This window comes from Arthrobacter sp. KBS0703 (assembly GCF_002008315.2).
Classification (GTDB): domain Bacteria; phylum Actinomycetota; class Actinomycetes; order Actinomycetales; family Micrococcaceae; genus Arthrobacter.
In genome coordinates this window covers 2,879,906-2,894,325 of sequence record NZ_MVDG02000001.1, presented here as the reverse complement: position 1 = coordinate 2,894,325, position 14,420 = coordinate 2,879,906, and the positions used below count along the sequence as shown (strand labels likewise).

General features: G+C 64.6%; 17 protein-coding genes. 9 read left to right on the top strand and 8 right to left on the bottom strand.

Annotation, left to right across the window (positions count from 1 at the left end; translation table 11 throughout):
• Window positions 1-42: 42 nt before the first annotated feature.
• From B1A87_RS13435 to B1A87_RS13415, 5 genes are all read right to left on the bottom strand, one after another.
• Window positions 43-681 (bottom strand): hypothetical protein, encoded by a 639-nt coding sequence (locus B1A87_RS13435; RefSeq protein ID WP_078027697.1) that lies wholly within the window; start codon window positions 679-681, stop codon window positions 43-45.
• Complete coding sequence (locus B1A87_RS13430; RefSeq protein ID WP_078027696.1) at window positions 678-863, bottom strand: hypothetical protein; 186 nt, start codon at window positions 861-863, stop codon at window positions 678-680. The genes B1A87_RS13435 and B1A87_RS13430 overlap by 4 nt, the downstream gene beginning before the upstream one ends.
• Before the next feature lie 148 nt (window positions 864-1,011).
• Window positions 1,012-1,425 carry a hypothetical protein gene (locus tag B1A87_RS23060; RefSeq protein WP_185982422.1) on the bottom strand — a complete coding sequence of 138 codons (414 nt, stop codon included), beginning with the start codon at window positions 1,423-1,425 and terminating at the stop codon, window positions 1,012-1,014.
• Between the two features lie 558 nt (window positions 1,426-1,983).
• Complete coding sequence (locus B1A87_RS13420) at window positions 1,984-2,994, bottom strand: Ltp family lipoprotein (protein WP_144275815.1); 1,011 nt, start codon at window positions 2,992-2,994, stop codon at window positions 1,984-1,986.
• A gap of 403 nt (window positions 2,995-3,397) precedes the next feature.
• Window positions 3,398-4,162 (bottom strand): FadR/GntR family transcriptional regulator, encoded by a 765-nt coding sequence (locus tag B1A87_RS13415; protein ID WP_078027694.1) that lies wholly within the window; start codon window positions 4,160-4,162, stop codon window positions 3,398-3,400.
• 73 nt (window positions 4,163-4,235) lie between these two features.
• On the opposite strand from B1A87_RS13415, the gene B1A87_RS13410 reads away from it, so the two are divergent.
• From B1A87_RS13410 to B1A87_RS13395, 4 genes are all read left to right on the top strand, one after another.
• Window positions 4,236-5,135: a carbon-nitrogen hydrolase family protein gene (locus tag B1A87_RS13410; protein WP_313902506.1), complete on the top strand. Its 900-nt coding sequence runs from the start codon at window positions 4,236-4,238 to the stop codon at window positions 5,133-5,135.
• A 9-nt stretch (window positions 5,136-5,144) separates the two neighbouring features.
• A complete protein-coding gene (locus tag B1A87_RS13405) occupies window positions 5,145-6,500 on the top strand; it encodes an APC family permease (RefSeq protein ID WP_078027692.1) in 1,356 nt (451 codons plus the stop codon).
• A gap of 47 nt (window positions 6,501-6,547) precedes the next feature.
• Window positions 6,548-7,330 (top strand): carbon-nitrogen hydrolase family protein, encoded by a 783-nt coding sequence (locus tag B1A87_RS13400; RefSeq protein ID WP_078027691.1) that lies wholly within the window; start codon window positions 6,548-6,550, stop codon window positions 7,328-7,330.
• A gap of 134 nt (window positions 7,331-7,464) precedes the next feature.
• Window positions 7,465-7,728, top strand: a complete 264-nt coding sequence (locus B1A87_RS13395) for a hypothetical protein (protein ID WP_078027690.1) — start codon at window positions 7,465-7,467, stop codon at window positions 7,726-7,728.
• Window positions 7,729-7,774: 46 nt separating this feature from the next.
• Here the strand turns inward: B1A87_RS13395 and B1A87_RS23055 are convergent, their stop codons facing one another.
• From B1A87_RS23055 to B1A87_RS23050, 3 genes are all read right to left on the bottom strand, one after another.
• Window positions 7,775-7,915, bottom strand: coding sequence for a hypothetical protein (locus B1A87_RS23055; RefSeq protein ID WP_185982329.1), 141 nt, complete (start codon window positions 7,913-7,915; stop codon window positions 7,775-7,777).
• A gap of 616 nt (window positions 7,916-8,531) precedes the next feature.
• Window positions 8,532-9,425, bottom strand: coding sequence for a potassium channel family protein (locus B1A87_RS13385; protein ID WP_078027688.1), 894 nt, complete (start codon window positions 9,423-9,425; stop codon window positions 8,532-8,534).
• A 93-nt stretch (window positions 9,426-9,518) separates the two neighbouring features.
• Entirely contained in the window at window positions 9,519-9,668 is a 150-nt protein-coding gene (locus tag B1A87_RS23050; protein WP_185982328.1) for a hypothetical protein, read from the bottom strand.
• Between the two features lie 611 nt (window positions 9,669-10,279).
• On the opposite strand from B1A87_RS23050, the gene B1A87_RS13375 reads away from it, so the two are divergent.
• From B1A87_RS13375 to B1A87_RS13355, 5 genes are all read left to right on the top strand, one after another.
• On the top strand, window positions 10,280-10,882 hold the full coding sequence (locus B1A87_RS13375) for a pentapeptide repeat-containing protein (RefSeq protein WP_078027754.1): 603 nt from the start codon (window positions 10,280-10,282) through the stop codon (window positions 10,880-10,882).
• Window positions 10,883-11,071: 189 nt separating this feature from the next.
• Window positions 11,072-11,404: a YciI family protein gene (locus B1A87_RS13370; RefSeq protein ID WP_078027687.1), complete on the top strand. Its 333-nt coding sequence runs from the start codon at window positions 11,072-11,074 to the stop codon at window positions 11,402-11,404.
• Window positions 11,404-12,657 carry an RNA polymerase sigma factor gene (locus B1A87_RS13365; RefSeq protein ID WP_078027686.1) on the top strand — a complete coding sequence of 418 codons (1,254 nt, stop codon included), beginning with the start codon at window positions 11,404-11,406 and terminating at the stop codon, window positions 12,655-12,657. Before B1A87_RS13370 ends, B1A87_RS13365 begins: the two co-directional genes overlap by 1 nt.
• A gap of 145 nt (window positions 12,658-12,802) precedes the next feature.
• Complete coding sequence (locus B1A87_RS23045; RefSeq protein WP_185982327.1) at window positions 12,803-12,970, top strand: hypothetical protein; 168 nt, start codon at window positions 12,803-12,805, stop codon at window positions 12,968-12,970.
• Window positions 12,971-13,028: 58 nt separating this feature from the next.
• Window positions 13,029-14,291, top strand: a complete 1,263-nt coding sequence (locus B1A87_RS13355; RefSeq protein ID WP_313902505.1) for a class I SAM-dependent methyltransferase — start codon at window positions 13,029-13,031, stop codon at window positions 14,289-14,291.
• Window positions 14,292-14,420: the final 129 nt, after the last annotated feature.

Here is a 14,420-nt window from a genome sequence, read left to right as displayed (position 1 = left end):
GTTCCAAGCGAGACTATCCCAGAGGTACGGGTTCCGAACTCCTCAGGTGGATGACGCCGGGGCGCTCTCAATACCGAAGTGCCACAGTGCGGCGTCCAGGTCCTCAGCGCGCCACCCTCGTGAGTCTGCCGCAGCGCGGATCACGGCCGACATGTTGGCGTAAGACGTGTCCTCGATGCCGGCGGCCTCGGCCACTCTTCGTATCCGCGCATCAGTGGTCACCTGCGTTGAGAGTCCACTGAGAGCGTCGATGTAGTCCAGCGTCTTGGGGCTCACATGACGAACGCCTGCGAGGGCATCACGAAGAACCGGCCTTTCAGCCGGGTCAGCGAGTCTGGCTCGGAGTTCCTCTACAGTTTCGACGCCCTGATCCTCAAGCACACAGGTTAGGTCGTCTATCTGAGCGAGACGGCCCGGCGATGGCCAATCGATGACTTCCGAGAGGGTTCCCGTGGCCAGACGTTTCCGGAACCCACTCGTGGTTCTTGCATCTGGCCATGAGGCAAGAAGAGCGTCAACGCGCGGCTTCACGGTTGCCTCGTAATTCTGGCGTCGCTGCAAGGAGGCATCGACAATGATCGCTCCGATGGAAGCCCAACCACGGCTAACCTCAGTCGAGGCGTCGATGCCGTGGGAGTCAATGAAGGCTAGGAGTTTGGCGGTGTCGCCGTCGATAGTCATACGTGAATACTTCCACGGAAAACAGGGTGGTCGCGGAGCGCCGCCAGCTTCTCGTGGTAAAGCTCGACGGCGGTCCCCAGCCCTGGGGCGGTGCCCACCAGTTGGTGGAACTGCTCGTCCGCCCGGTGGTGGTCGGACCAGTCGATGGATTCGGCGACGGCATGGTGAGCTGGCGAGCTCATCCGGCTGCTCAGCCGCGGCATCGATGGCCGGACACACGAACAGGGAGAGTCCCTGGGGGTTACTCAGCACGCAAAAACTTGCTGCCCCGTTGGGCGCCCCAACGTGGACGGACAAAAGGGATAACCGCCCACGTTGGAGGAGTGCTGGCTATTTCGTCACATGGACGACAACAGCCTTATCGACGGATTGTTTGGTGCCAGGTCGGTCTACACCCGTAACTGTCCAGTTGCTGAGAAGCAGAACGGTTTTACCAGTATCGGAATTGTAGATAACCTTCTTGAATCCCAACGCGGTTAGGTCGTCGTCGAGGGCTTCAGCATTCATCCCCGCCACATCTGCAGGAATAACAGCCGTTGCTGGCACGGCCGGTGCAGCTGCTGCAGCCACCACCTCAGCAGGCTGTGGTGCAGCTGTCACAGTTGCGGTAGCGGTGGCCGTCACGGTTTCCGTGGCTGTCTGCGTCACAATCTGAGTGACTGCGGGAGCCGCTTGCGTTGCGCCGCCGGCGCAACCGGCGAGTGCCAAACACAAGAAAGCTCCAGCGGCTAATGCCTTCTTCATATGAATAGTTTCTCTTTCCATTGTCGTGATCGATGGTTTCCGGAGTGATTTAGCTGTTAATTCTTCAGCGCACTGATCTTCAGGAGAATCATTTGGAGGATCCGACGCAGAAAATCTTGTCTCAATTGTTGGATCTTGATGTTGATCCCAATACTCGGAATCGCAGCTCGTAAACTATCCTCGCTCCAAAGCTGCCGGATTGGCCGAGCTTGCGCCAATCCTGAGGGAACGCTGTGGAAATGACGACGCAGGGGCGTAGCGGACGGACATTGCTGGAGTAGAGGGCCGGCAACGCCATTTCACAGGACGCCGCGGCGGGTTGGTGATGGGCGCGGGGGAGGCAGTAACTGGGCCGTTCGAGGGAGGGGCTTCGCCCTGTTGGCTTCAACTGATTTTGCGCCCCTAATGCCAACTCCACAGCCCACCTGAACCATCGTCTGACGGAAAGTCAGGGGAGCTTTTGAACAGAGATGCCCCGGCCAGAAACGGCCGGGGCATCCTGGTTTCCAGCGTCGGAGTCGGGCTCGACACCATCGCGAAGAGACCTGAGACAGGCTGCTAGAGGCCCGTCTTGCTCACTCCGTACTCGGCCTGCGCCGGGGTGTAGCCCTCGAAGGTCAGTTGGTCGATCAGGCCGGTGCGCGAGAAGGCGGTGTATTCGAGGTAGTCCTTGGCCTTTTTGGCTGCCTGCTCGTTCCAGTTGACGGTCACGCGGTCCACGGCCCAGGTCGCATCTGCCGTCGAGTAGTCCTCGAACTCCAGTTGCCCGATCAGGCCGGTGCGCGAGAAGGCGGTGTATTCGAGGTAGTCAGCAGCTTTCCGCAGGGCGTTCTGCTGACTGACCGTCCCAGCCTTGGCGGCGGCCTCAGCGGCTGCTTTGGCAGCAGCGTCGGCTGCGGCTTTTTCGGCTTTGGCTGCAGCGTCGGCTGCGGCTTTTTCGGCTTTGGCTGCAGCGTCGGCTGCGGCTTTTTCGGCTTTGGCTGCAGCGTCGGCTGCGGCTTTTTCGGCCTTGGCTTTAGCGTCAGCCTCAGCCTTTTCGGCCTTGGCGGCAGCGTCGGCTTCAGCCTTCGCGACGGCGGGATCCTGCGCGGCGGTCTCAGCCGGAGCAGCAGCAGAGTCACTCACAGTGGATATGGACGTCGGGGCAGATCCGCCGCGGCCGGCGTTGAAGACGATGCTCAGGAGGATGACGACTCCGGTGACGATCAAGGCCACCTTCTTGTGCTTGTCGTATCCCTCCAGCGGCAGACCCTGCTTGTCGCGGGTTTTGTTAGTCAGTACGAGGATCAGGTCGATCAAGGCCCATATGCCCAGACCACCGAAGGTGACCAACTTGAGGATGCCGGTTCCGACTTTTCCCAGATAGAAGCGATCCACGCCGAACACGCCGATGAGCAGGGAGAGGAGCCAAGTAACGAGGAAAGACTTGTTGCTGACGCCGTATCCGCCCAGTGCTGGGCCTCCTGGATAGGGTGCGGGGGCACCGGGGTACGGCTGTGTACCCGCTGGTGCTTGCCCATAGGGGACCTGCGGCTGTTGCGGCGTTCCGTAGGGGTCGGTTGAGCTCATTGGGTTCCTTTCAAAGGGCGCCCCGGTGCAGGGCCCCCGGAATGCGTCGTGGGTGCGAGGATGTGCGGTCTGCTGGAAGGGGTGCGCCGGTGATTCGCCGGCGGACGGTGCGGAAGGATGGCTTGGCGCCATGGCATGCACATGTGTCTATCGCTTCCCCCAGAAGTGCGTCTACGGTGTAGCCGCCCGGCTTTAAGCATGCCCCGGCGCAGGCTTGGATTCAGGCAGTATTGCCACAGGACTGTGGAAGGCTTTGCCCAGTAATGACGGACTGACAAATGTTTTGCGCAGCGTCGAGCCCCAGTGCGCTGGCGCGTCAGGGACCACAGCTCTGATCTGCATTTCTCCGGCTAAGAGCGGCACCTATGGTCCGTCGACGCCGTCATGCGCCGGACACCGCTCATCACTCAGAGGCGGAGTGAGTCCCGCCGTCGGTCAGCCCCATGAACATCGTCCGGTGCAGGATGTCGACGTGCTTGCGGGCGATCTCCACGGCTTCGTCGCCGTGGCCGGCGCGCAGGGCTGCCACGAGCGCGACGTGGTCGCAGTTTGATTTGTGCAGCAGTTCGATGGGGTAGGGGATGAAGTAGGCGTAGAGCTCGGCCAGCGTCTCGTGGTAAACCTCGACGGCGGTCCCCAGCCCGGACGCGGTGCCCACCAGTTGGTGGAACTGCTCGTCGGCCTGGTGGTAGTCGGACCAGTCGGTGGATTCGGCCATGTCGCGGGTCAGCCGGTCGAGCTCATCCAGCTGTTCAGCCGTGGCGTTGATGGCCGCGTAGTGCGTCACGGCGCACTCGAAGAGCAGCCTCCGGTCCACCAGCCGGTTCACGGCCCGGGATTCGGCCGGTGATGCCGAGAGTTCGGCCAGCACGTTCCGCGGGGGATCATCGGCCACAAACGTTCCGCCGCCCCGGCCGCGGCGGCGGACCACCACGCCCTGCTCCGCCAGGCTTGCGAGCGCACGGCGGGCGGTGATCGGGCTGACGGACAGGCCCAGGGCCACGTCCTCCTGATCGGGCAGTCGCTCGCCGGGTTTCAGCAGCCCCAGCGAAATCGCCATGCCGATCCGCAGCCGGACGGCATCGATGGCACTGCGCCGGTCGATGCCGGCAAGCCTGCCGGCGCCGATGGGCGAAGCGTCGGCGGTGTCCTCCAACTGACGGGTCATATCCGCTACTTTACGGCCCAATCCCGCCTCTTCCCATAATTGGATCATTCTGATCTAATATAGTCCAGATCACATCCCCAACGCGGAGAACACCATGCAACGCATCCTTCCCCTCATCGCGGCCCAGGCCCGGCCCCGGCTCATCGGCGAACCCGTCTCGGCCTTCGCGGACGAGGTCACTGCCGCCCTCGCCGTCCAGCCGCACAGCACGCTGGCGGTCTTTCCCGAGCTGCACCTGTTCGGCGATTCCGACCCCGACCAGCAGCGCACGGAAATGCTCCAGGCCTCCGCCGAGCCGCTGGACGGACCCCGGGTCAAGGAGCTCCGGCAGCTTGCCGCGGACCTGGGCATCTGGCTGGTCCCGGGCAGCGTGTGCGAGCGAGGCCCGGAAGGGCAGCTGTTCAACACCCAGCTGGTCCTGTCCCCGGCGGGGGAGCTCGCCGGCTACTACCGGAAGGTCTTCCCCTGGCGCCCGTTCGAGCCCTACGACCCCGGCGACCGGTTCACCACCGTGGACCTGGCCGGCGTCGGCAGGGTGGGCCTGAACATCTGCTACGACGCGTGGTTCCCGGAGGTGTCCCGCCAGCTCGCCTGGATGGGCGCCGAGGTAATCCTCAACGTCGTGAAAACCACGACGCCGGACCGCCGACAGGAGCTGGTGCTCGCCAAGGCCAACGCCATCGTGAACCAGGTCTTCGTGGTCAGCGTCAACTGCGCCGGCCCCACCGGCAAGGGCCTGAGCATCATCGTCGACCCGGAGGGCAACACGCTCGCCGAGGCCGAGGGCGACGCCCCGGTGCTGCTCACCGCGGAACTGGACCTGGCCGCCGTCGAGCATGTCAGAACGCACGGCACCGAAAACCTCAACCGCCCCTGGTCCCAGTTCCGCGACGGCGAAGACGCCGTCGAACTGCCCGTCTACCAGGGCCGGATCAACCCCGCCACCTGGGCTCCCCAGACCTTCAACGCCTAAGGAAAACCCGTGACAACAACACCCTCCCTGACCCGCACGCTGAAGCTGCCCTCGCTGGTCCTGTTCGGCCTGGCGTACCTGACCCCGCTGATCGTCCTGGGGATCTTCGGCATCATCGCCGAAACCACCGGCGGGGCATCGCCGGCCGCCTACCTGGTGGCCATGGTCGCCATGCTGTTCACGGCGCACAGCTACGGCCGGATGGCCATCGCGTACCCCGTGGCCGGTTCCGCCTACACCTACGTCCGCCGGTCCATCGATCCGAGGGTCGGGTTCCTGGTGGGCTGGGCCATCCTGCTGGACTACCTCTTCCTGCCCATGGTCATCTGGCTGATCGGCGGCTCCTACCTGACCGCGCAGTTCCCCGGCATCCCCATCGGAGTCTGGATCGTGGGCTTCATCCTGATCACCACTGTGCTGAACATCCTGGGCATCAAGGTGGCGGACAAGGCCAACTACGTGCTGATGGCGTTCCAGCTGCTGGTCATCGTGTTCTTCGTGGCGCTGTCCGTCGGCAACGTGGTGGCCACCTCCGGCGCCGGCGGCCTGGCCAGCACCCAGCCGTTCTTCAACGACACCTCCAGCGTCGCCACCATCTCCGCCGGAGCCGCCATCGCCGCGTACTCGTTCCTGGGATTCGACGCCGTCACCACCCTCACCGAGGAGACCATCAACCCGCGCAAGAACATGCCCCGGGCCATCATGCTCATCGCCCTGATCGGCGGCGGCATCTTCGTGACCGTCTCCTACGTGACCCAGCTGGTCCACCCCGGCGGCGTGTTCGAGGACTCGGCCTCCGCGGCCAGCTCCATCGCCCTGCAGATCGGCGGGCAGCTGTTCGGCGCGGTGTTCCTGGCCGGTCTGGTGGTGGCGCAGTTCGCCTCCGGCCTCGCCGCGCAGGCCAGCGCCTCGCGCCTGCTGTACGCGATGGGCCGGGACTCGGTCCTGCCCAAGGCGGTCTTCGGCCGGCTCAGCGCCAAGTTCCACACCCCCGTGGTCAACCTGATCGTCACCGGCATCATCGGCCTGATCGCGATCTTCCTGGACGTGGCCACCTCGACGTCGTTCATCAACTTCGGTGCGTTCACCGCGTTCACGCTGGTCAACGCCTCGGTGGTGTTCCACTACGTGCGCCAGCGCCGGGCCGGGCACCAGCTGAACGTTGTGTCCTACGTGGTGGTCCCGGTGATCGGAGCGATCGTCTGCGCCTACCTGCTCTCCCAGCTGGACAGCAACGCGATTACGCTGGGACTGTCCTGGCTGGTGCTGGGCATCGTGGTCCTGGGCCTGATCACGCGCGGCTTCAAGGCGGCACCGCCGGAAATGACGGCCACGGAAAAGGCGACTGTCGAGGCGGCCGCCTGAACCGGACGTCTGGTTCCGGGCGGGCTGACCGAAGGGAAGGAACAACCGTGAGGATAGCGCTCGGGCAGCTGGAGTCGGGCACCGACATCCGGGCCAACCTTGCCGCGATCGACCGGTTCGCCGCCGGGGCCGCCCGCGACGGCGCCGCGCTGGTCGCCTTCCCGGAGTACGCCACCTATGAGAAGAAGAAGGTGGACGCGTCGTTCCCCGAGGTGGCCGAGCCGCTGGACGGCCCCGTCGGCCAGGAACTCGCCAGCATAGCCCGCCGCCACCGCATCGCGCTGGTGGCCGGCGTGGTGGAAACCTCGGACGAGCCGGGCAAGGCGTACAACACGCTGGTGGCGTTCGGGCCGGACGGCGGTCGGCTGGCTTTCTACCGGAAGATCCACCTGTTCGACGCGCAGGGCTTCGGGGAGTCGACGTTCATCAAGCCGGGTGCCTCCACGGACCCGGTGGTGTTTGAGGCCGGGGGAGCGCGGTTCGGCCTGATGACGTGCTACGACCTGCGGTTCCCGGAACTGGCCAGGTCAATCGCCGACGCCGGCGCCCAGGTGCTGCTGGTCTGTTCGTCTTGGGTGCCGGGCACGCACAAAACGGAACAGTGGCTGGCCTTGAACGCGGCGCGCGCCATCGAGAACAGCGTGTACGTGGCAGGGGTGTGCCAGGCACCGCCGGTCTCCGTGGGCAGGAGCGTTCTGGTTGATCCTATGGGGGTCGTTGAAGCTGACCTCGGGCTGGAACCCGGCGTGCGGGCGGTGGATGTCTCGCTTGAGACAGTGGCAAGGGTCCGGGAGCTGTTCCCGATGTTCCGGCAGCGGAGGCTGTCGTAGCGCGGACGCCACTGTTGGGCGTGTGGCGCTCTCACAGCCTCTTCAAAGGGCGTTCCATCGCTGCCTTCATGTTCGTGGGCAATGATCAATCAATGGGGCTTTGGAGGAGGGCCTTTGTGCCTGGAATAGCAGCTTTGGCAGTCATTTTCCTGAGCGGGGCCACCGCGTCCGGCATTGACCAGATGGCAAACGTCAAAATTCACAGTCCGACATCGGGCACGGTGTCCGCTGTCATGGCTGACGGTCAAATCTCGCTGCATCACTTGGTCCTGCGCGGTCTTGCCAAAGGGTCGCTTCCCGGTGGCTATCCTTACGATGAACCCCGGGATGAAAGGTCCGAGGAGAACTATCAGGAAACTCTGCACCAGCACCGATCATCGGTGAGCCCTGCGGAGTAGGAAAATGTCCGGTTGAAGCAGGCTTCCCTGCCGCTCCGCATCCTCACTAGTGCAAAATAGCGCTGATCTCAGCTCTGACCAGCCGCTCGGCCAGTTCGCCAAGGTCCAGGTTCAGGACGGCTTTGAGGGCGCGCGCCATGTTAGGGGCAGCGGCAAGGAATTCGGCCAGGCCTGGATCAGATTCCAACTCCCGTCCGAGCTTTTCTCTAACGTCATCAGCGGTCCAACGGCTGTCGGTATGCTGACTGGTGAGTACAGTCCTAGCGTTCATGGCCCTGTCCTTCCCTGCGCCCTGAGCATTGGCTTTGCTATAAGCGACTATGCCGGGCAGGGCTCAAGAATCCGTCATGCAACAGGCCAGATTTGCGCAGGATTTGTTCAGGTTTTATTGGGGTCCGCAGTTGGGAGAGCCGAAGTGTCCCGAGTTCGCTCCAGACGCACCGTGTGCGGAAGACTGTTGCCGTGAGCAACACTTCCCGCGCCGGACTCGCGGTGGCCGGCCTGGGCCTGGGCACGTCGCTGAACCCGCTGAACTCGTCGATGATCGCCCGGTTCAGCAGGCTACCGTGCAGCGCTTGACCGCGATTCCGACGGGATTGCCTGCGAGTAGACGCTCCTTCGTTCCTTCCCTGACATGTGCCGTGGATACCTGAATTCCCCGTCCGTAAAGGCAACCCTGGGTTCCCGAAGTGGACTACGCCACACCGCGGTCTGCCGCCGGGTAACAGCCTTTCGCGGAGGCCGTTGGATCGGGCCGCTTTCTGGCCCGTGATCTTCCCCGGGCCTCATGGCACACCATGCCGCTAGTTCGTGTCCGGTTCCCCCCGCCGCCGGTGTCTGTGGTGCAGCTCGTAGCTGTCGAACACATCGGACGATGTTGTTCCAGAGTGGCCGAATTTGCCGCGAAGGACCTCCGCAAGTCCGTCCAGCGCCGCGTGGAGCATCCGTCCGGCGAACTGGAGTTCAGGGCTCTCGCTGAGCTGGGCCTGGGATGCCAGCTCCTGGGCGTAGGCGACCGTGGCCGGCAAGGAGCCGCGCTGCTCGGCTTCACGGAAGTAATAGGTTTCATGGAAGGCAAGCAGATCTATGCTTACCGAAGCCACGCTTCCGGCCATTGACTCCAACAGCCCGGCAGCATGCCGGGGATCCAGCGACAATACACCCGCCGGACCTGCAGCCTCCCTGAACAGGTTCAGCTGGTGGGCAAGGGCCCGCCGGCGGTTCAGGGCAGGGTACGTCTGCAGGATCCAGGTGACCGTTGCTGTCAGCAACCCGAAACCGGTGACGGACTGGAGGGCGACAACCAGCCTGAGCAGCGGATGCGCTGCCACGATATCGCCAAACCCCACGGTGGAAAGAGTGACCAGGGAGATGTAGAGGGCTTCGGCAAAGTCGGCCCGCAGAGGAACCCCGGCTCCGTAAACAAAACCCTCCGTCAGATGCGGCAGGTAGAGCAGGGCCCAGCCGATGGCTGCCAGGGCTGCCCAGGCGCCAATGACAGCGGCCATCGCCAAGGGTGCTGCGATGAAGGAGCTCCGGCCCCGCAGTTTTCTCGACAACAGCCAGAATCCGCGCATGATCGCCCGGCCTACAGGACCGGAACCATGCGGATAAAGGAGCGTACGAAAGACGTCGACGAGCATCAGCAGAACCAACCCCGCACCCAAAACCGTCCAGAGCGTGTCCTCGAAGTCCATGCCTCATCATATGGGCGCGCGTTTGGGCACAGTGACAAACAGAGGAACCCCGCAGTGCTGGGCACTGCGGGGTTCCTTGCTGCCGGATGCCGGTTACTCGGAATCCGGTTTCTGTTCCCGATCCCGGAGGTTCTTCTTGATCTCGTCGAACTTCTCCTTGATGATCCGTTCCGCCTCCGCGAGGGTTTTCCCGGCGGTGCTCAGGGGATCCATCTGAACGTAGACGTTCTGGCCGACAGGCACGTCGTACTCGTCCTTCAGATGGGTGCCGCCGCCCACCCCTGAAGAGACAGGTACACCATGGCCTCCGTCCTGGCAATGCCGGACAGGGCCCGTGAAGCTCCGCGGGTTAATCGTGAGACGCCAACGCATGGGAGAAGCTGGCAAAGAGGCCGACGCGATCTGGCTGAGGCCGGCGTCTGGGTCATCGAGGAATGCAGGGTAGGGGCCGCCTTGGCCATGGCAACGGGTGCGCGCGTCTCACGCCCAAGATGCGTGGCAGTTACGCATTGAATGCGCAGTGTGACACGGATCCTCAAGGTTGGCTCAAGACTGGATCCACGTTGCCCAAGGATGCTGCCGATGCGTCCTACGGCACTGGCCAGTCCGACGCCGGTGGCGCGCATCCACGTGGGGAACAGTTCCGGGGTGTAGGCGTAGACGCCGGCGTAGGGCGGCCTCACCGAAGCGGGGGCCGCTTCGTGGACTGGCTTCTGCAGTTGCGGGAGCCAGTCTAATTGCACCTCCGCGGCGAATCGCGAGTCAACGGACGGGGCCACCCCTTCGAAAATCGCGGGTCCAATACGTCGCGCAGTCCTTGATGGATGGGCGGTTCACCGGGAAAGATGGCGCGCATGGCAACCTTTACCGAGTCCGATGACCTGTGGGGCGCGCAGTTTTCCGATGTCAACCTGAGCGGGTCCAGGTTCGTCCGCTCCGACCTGTCCGGTGCGGTGATGCGCGGTGTTTATGTTGAGCGCCTGGACATCGACGCTCCCTGGCTCCTCGAGGACCAGGGATCGATGCTGGTCAACGGCGTGGACGTGGCTCCGCTCGTTGACGCGGAACTCAACCGGCGCTTTCCTGGCCGGGAGCTGCGGCACGCCGGCGATCCGGACAGCCTGGGGAAGGCCTGGACCCGGCTCGAGGATACATGGGCCGCCACTTTGCGGCGGGCGGCTGCGCTGCCGCCAGGCACCGAGGATGTAACGGTCGACGGCGAGTGGTCGCTTGCGCAGACGCTGCGGCATCTGGTGATGGCCACCGATAAGTTGCTGGGTGGGGCGGCTATGGGGCTGGAGCAGCCGTACCACCCGATAGGGGAGCCAAATGTTGAGTACGAAACGGACGGCCTGGACATGTCGGTGTTTCAAACGGCAAAGCCATCCTACGATGAGGTCCTTGAGGTTCGGGCCGGCCGGGTGGCGGCGAGGGCAGCTAACTGTCCGCTTCAATAGCGCGGCCACAAAGATAAAATCCTTGGCATTTTGTGGCTTCTTTTGGAATTCTGGCAGTAGTTGTCGATCTACGCTTCCGGCGGGCGTCGTATGAGTAAGGGCTCGATTGGAAGGCCCTTCTGACAACGAGGTCTTCGACGTCGTTGCAGTGAAAGCGCAAACCAGAGTTACGACGAAGGGAGCACGAAAATGTCAAAGTATCTGGTCCTGATCTTCCAGGACGAAGCGGCGAAACAATCCGACGGCGAGGACATGAGCGCGCCTTACCAGGAGTTCCAGCAGCGCCGCGGCACGTCCCTGCTCAACGGGGCCGCACTGCAGCCACCTTCGACGGCGACGTCCATCCGGCGCGACGGAGCGGGTGGATTCTCGGTCACGGATGGTCCTTTCGCCGAGTCGAAGGAAACGCTGGGCGGCTACTACCTGATCGAGGCAGACGACCTTGACGAGGCGCTGGAGATCGCCAAGGAGGTTCCCGCCGGCATCGGGGTAGAGGTCCGGCCCGTGCGAATGGTCAGCTGATGGCGCAGGCCGCCAGCACGGAGGTTGCTGCCGCGGTTGCCGATGCGCACCGCAGGGAGTGGGCCTTCGTGCTGGCGGCCACCGTACGTGTTAGCGGTGATATCGATACCGCTGAAGAAGCCGTCCAGGACGCGTATGCCAGCGCACTGTCCACGTGGGGTCCGCGCGGCATCCCGAAGAACCCTGGCGCGTGGCTCACGGTGACCGCCCGCCGTCGGGCCCTGGACATGCATCGCCGTGCCGCGACGGCGCAGCGGGCGCTCCCCAAGCTGTTCGATCCGGAGGAGTACACAGAGGACGAGCCGGGCCGGGACTCGGAAGACATTGCCGATGACCGGCTGCAGTTGATCTTCACCTGCTGCCACCCGGCGCTGGCGATTGACGCCCAGGTCGCCCTGACGCTGCGGCTCCTCTGTGGCCTTTCCACGGCTGATGTGGCGCGGGCGTTTCTGCTGCCCGAGGCCACGATGGCGGCTCGGATCACCCGGGCCAAGAAGAAGATCGCGGCCGCGCACATCCCCTACCGTGTGCCGGCGGCGTCCGAGCTGCACGAGCGCGTCGACGGCGTGCTGTCCGTCGTCTACCTGGTGTACACCACCGGGCACACGGCCCCGTCAGGAGCAGACCTGATGCGCCGTGATCTCGCGGAACGCGGCCTTGAGCTCGCGAGAATGCTCCGGCTCCTGCTTCCCCACGACCGCGACGTCGCCGGGCTCCTGGCTCTCGTTGTGCTCACCGACGCTCGCAGGGGCGCCCGGCTCGATGAACACCGGGACCTCGTGCTGATGGAGGACCAGGACCGGTCGAAATGGGACCGGCCGGCCATCGAAGAAGGGGTGGCGCTCCTGGGCGAGGCGTTGAACTCGCGGCCCCCGGGCCGCTTCGCCGTCATGGCGGCGATCGCGGCCGTCCATGACGAGAGCGCGTCGTGGTCCGACACTGACTGGCAGGAGATCCTGGGGCTCTACGACGTGCTCATGGAGACGTGGCCATCTCCCGTTGTCCAACTCAACCGGGCCATAGCCCTCGGCTTTGCGGTGGGCCCGGCGGAAGGTTTGGCGGAGCTGGATGCGCTAGGTGCCGTGCCCCAGCTGGCCCGCTACCCATATTTGGCCGCCGCACGCGCCGACTTCCTGACCCGGGTGGGCCGTCTCGGCGAGGCGCGGGTCGCCTTCGAGGAGGCGTTGATCCTCAGTGAGAACGACGCCGAACGGCGCTACCTCCGGACCCGGCTGAACGAACTGACGGGTTGAGCCGGGCTTCGGGCCTCCCCTTGGGGTGCGACGGGGGCAGTGGCCTCTCAGCGGAATCGCCGGAGGGTGGGCAAGGTCGTGGTCCAAGGCCAGCGAACGCCGGCACCGTCGTCGCATTGAGCTGTACAAAATCAGAAACCAGGCGGTGCAGGCGGAACAAGCCAGCCAGGCCCAGGTCGCCGCCCTCATGGCAGCGCACGCCGCCGTGAACCGGCGGTGGCTGGACGGCCTCATCGTCCTGCCCGAGGCCACCATAGCGGCGCTTGAAGTGGAGATTGTAGGCGAACTGAACGCACCACACACCTCGGAGTAAGGGAGTACGACGGCGGTGCCCGGTCGGGTGGCGACCACGGCACCCCTGTATCCTGACAATGCACGTCGTGGAATCGCCGCCCGCAATCGTCAGTCTCCGATCCGCCCCCGGACACTTGGAATGGATCTATATCACTACTGACACGCCAGCTCCCGTGGGAATCCCGACGCCGGTCCCCAATCCCTCGCGCACAGCTGCGGTGGATGATCCCGCCGTCGTGACCTGGGCCGAGGCCGGTGGCAGCATGACCGCGCGATGGCGTTCTGCCAACGGCAGGCCGGCGCCGACGCGCGTCGAAGTGGTCTCCGACTCTCTTACGGCCGATGATGCGAACCGGATGGCGTCACAGGGGATCGCGATGCTCTGGCACGGTGACTTCCACAACGCGCGGCAGATCCTCAACGCCATGGACCGGCGGATGGGCGCCGGAAAGAAAGAGACCGCAGCAACTCCGGCCGATAGGTTCTACCGGCACCGCCAGTCCCGCTCGCACCGTGCACGCGTTCTCGGCCTGCTGCTGATTCCTCTTGATCCGGGCCCCGTGGTGCCGCTGCGCCGCGCACCGGACATCCGGCAGGCCGCCGCTGAAGCGTACGGTGATATCGGCGAATCTTCCATTGTGTCCCTGCATGAGCTTGTCGGGGCCATTGGCGCCCACGAGTGGCGACGGAATGGCGTCCACGTCGATGCCCTGCAGGGCCGCATCCACCCGCACTATGGCACGTTCTTCCCCACCCGGAGCGAGTATGTGGATCTCGTGGCCGCCGCTGCGCTTCCCTCTGACACGCTGGCGTTCGACGTCGGAACCGGCACGGGGGTGCTCGCTGCCGTCCTCGCGCGCCGTGGCGTCCACCGCGTGGTGGCGACGGACAATGAACCGCGTGCAATCGCCTGCGCCGCTGAGAATTTCCGGAACCTCGGCGTCCAGGACCGTGCTGAGGCCGTCCTGACCGACATGTTCCCGCCCGGACGGGCACCCCTGATCGTGTGCAACCCGCCCTGGATTCCGGCCACGCCGCATTCCACCCTGGACAACGCCGTCTACGACCCCGGAAGCAGGATGCTCTTCCGCTTCCTGAACGAACTCACCGACCATCTGGAGCCGGGCGGTGAGGGCTGGCTTGTCCTCTCCGACCTGGCCGAGCACCTTGGCCTGCGGACGCGCGACGATCTGCTGACCGCCATCACGGCGGCCGGGCTGAAGGTGGTGGAGCGGCTGGACACCAAGCCAACGCATCCGAAGGCATCGGACCGCGACGATCCCCTGTTCGAGGCGCGCACGGCCGAGGTCACGTCGCTGTGGCGGCTTGTCTGCCGATAGTCCGGTGCGATAGGGCGTAGCCGACGGGTCACCTGGCCAGCGGCCGCCGTCGTGGAGTACGACATGTCTCTTATACACATCTAGATGTGTATAAGAGACATGGGTGCCGCCCAGCCCAACGGCTTCGCA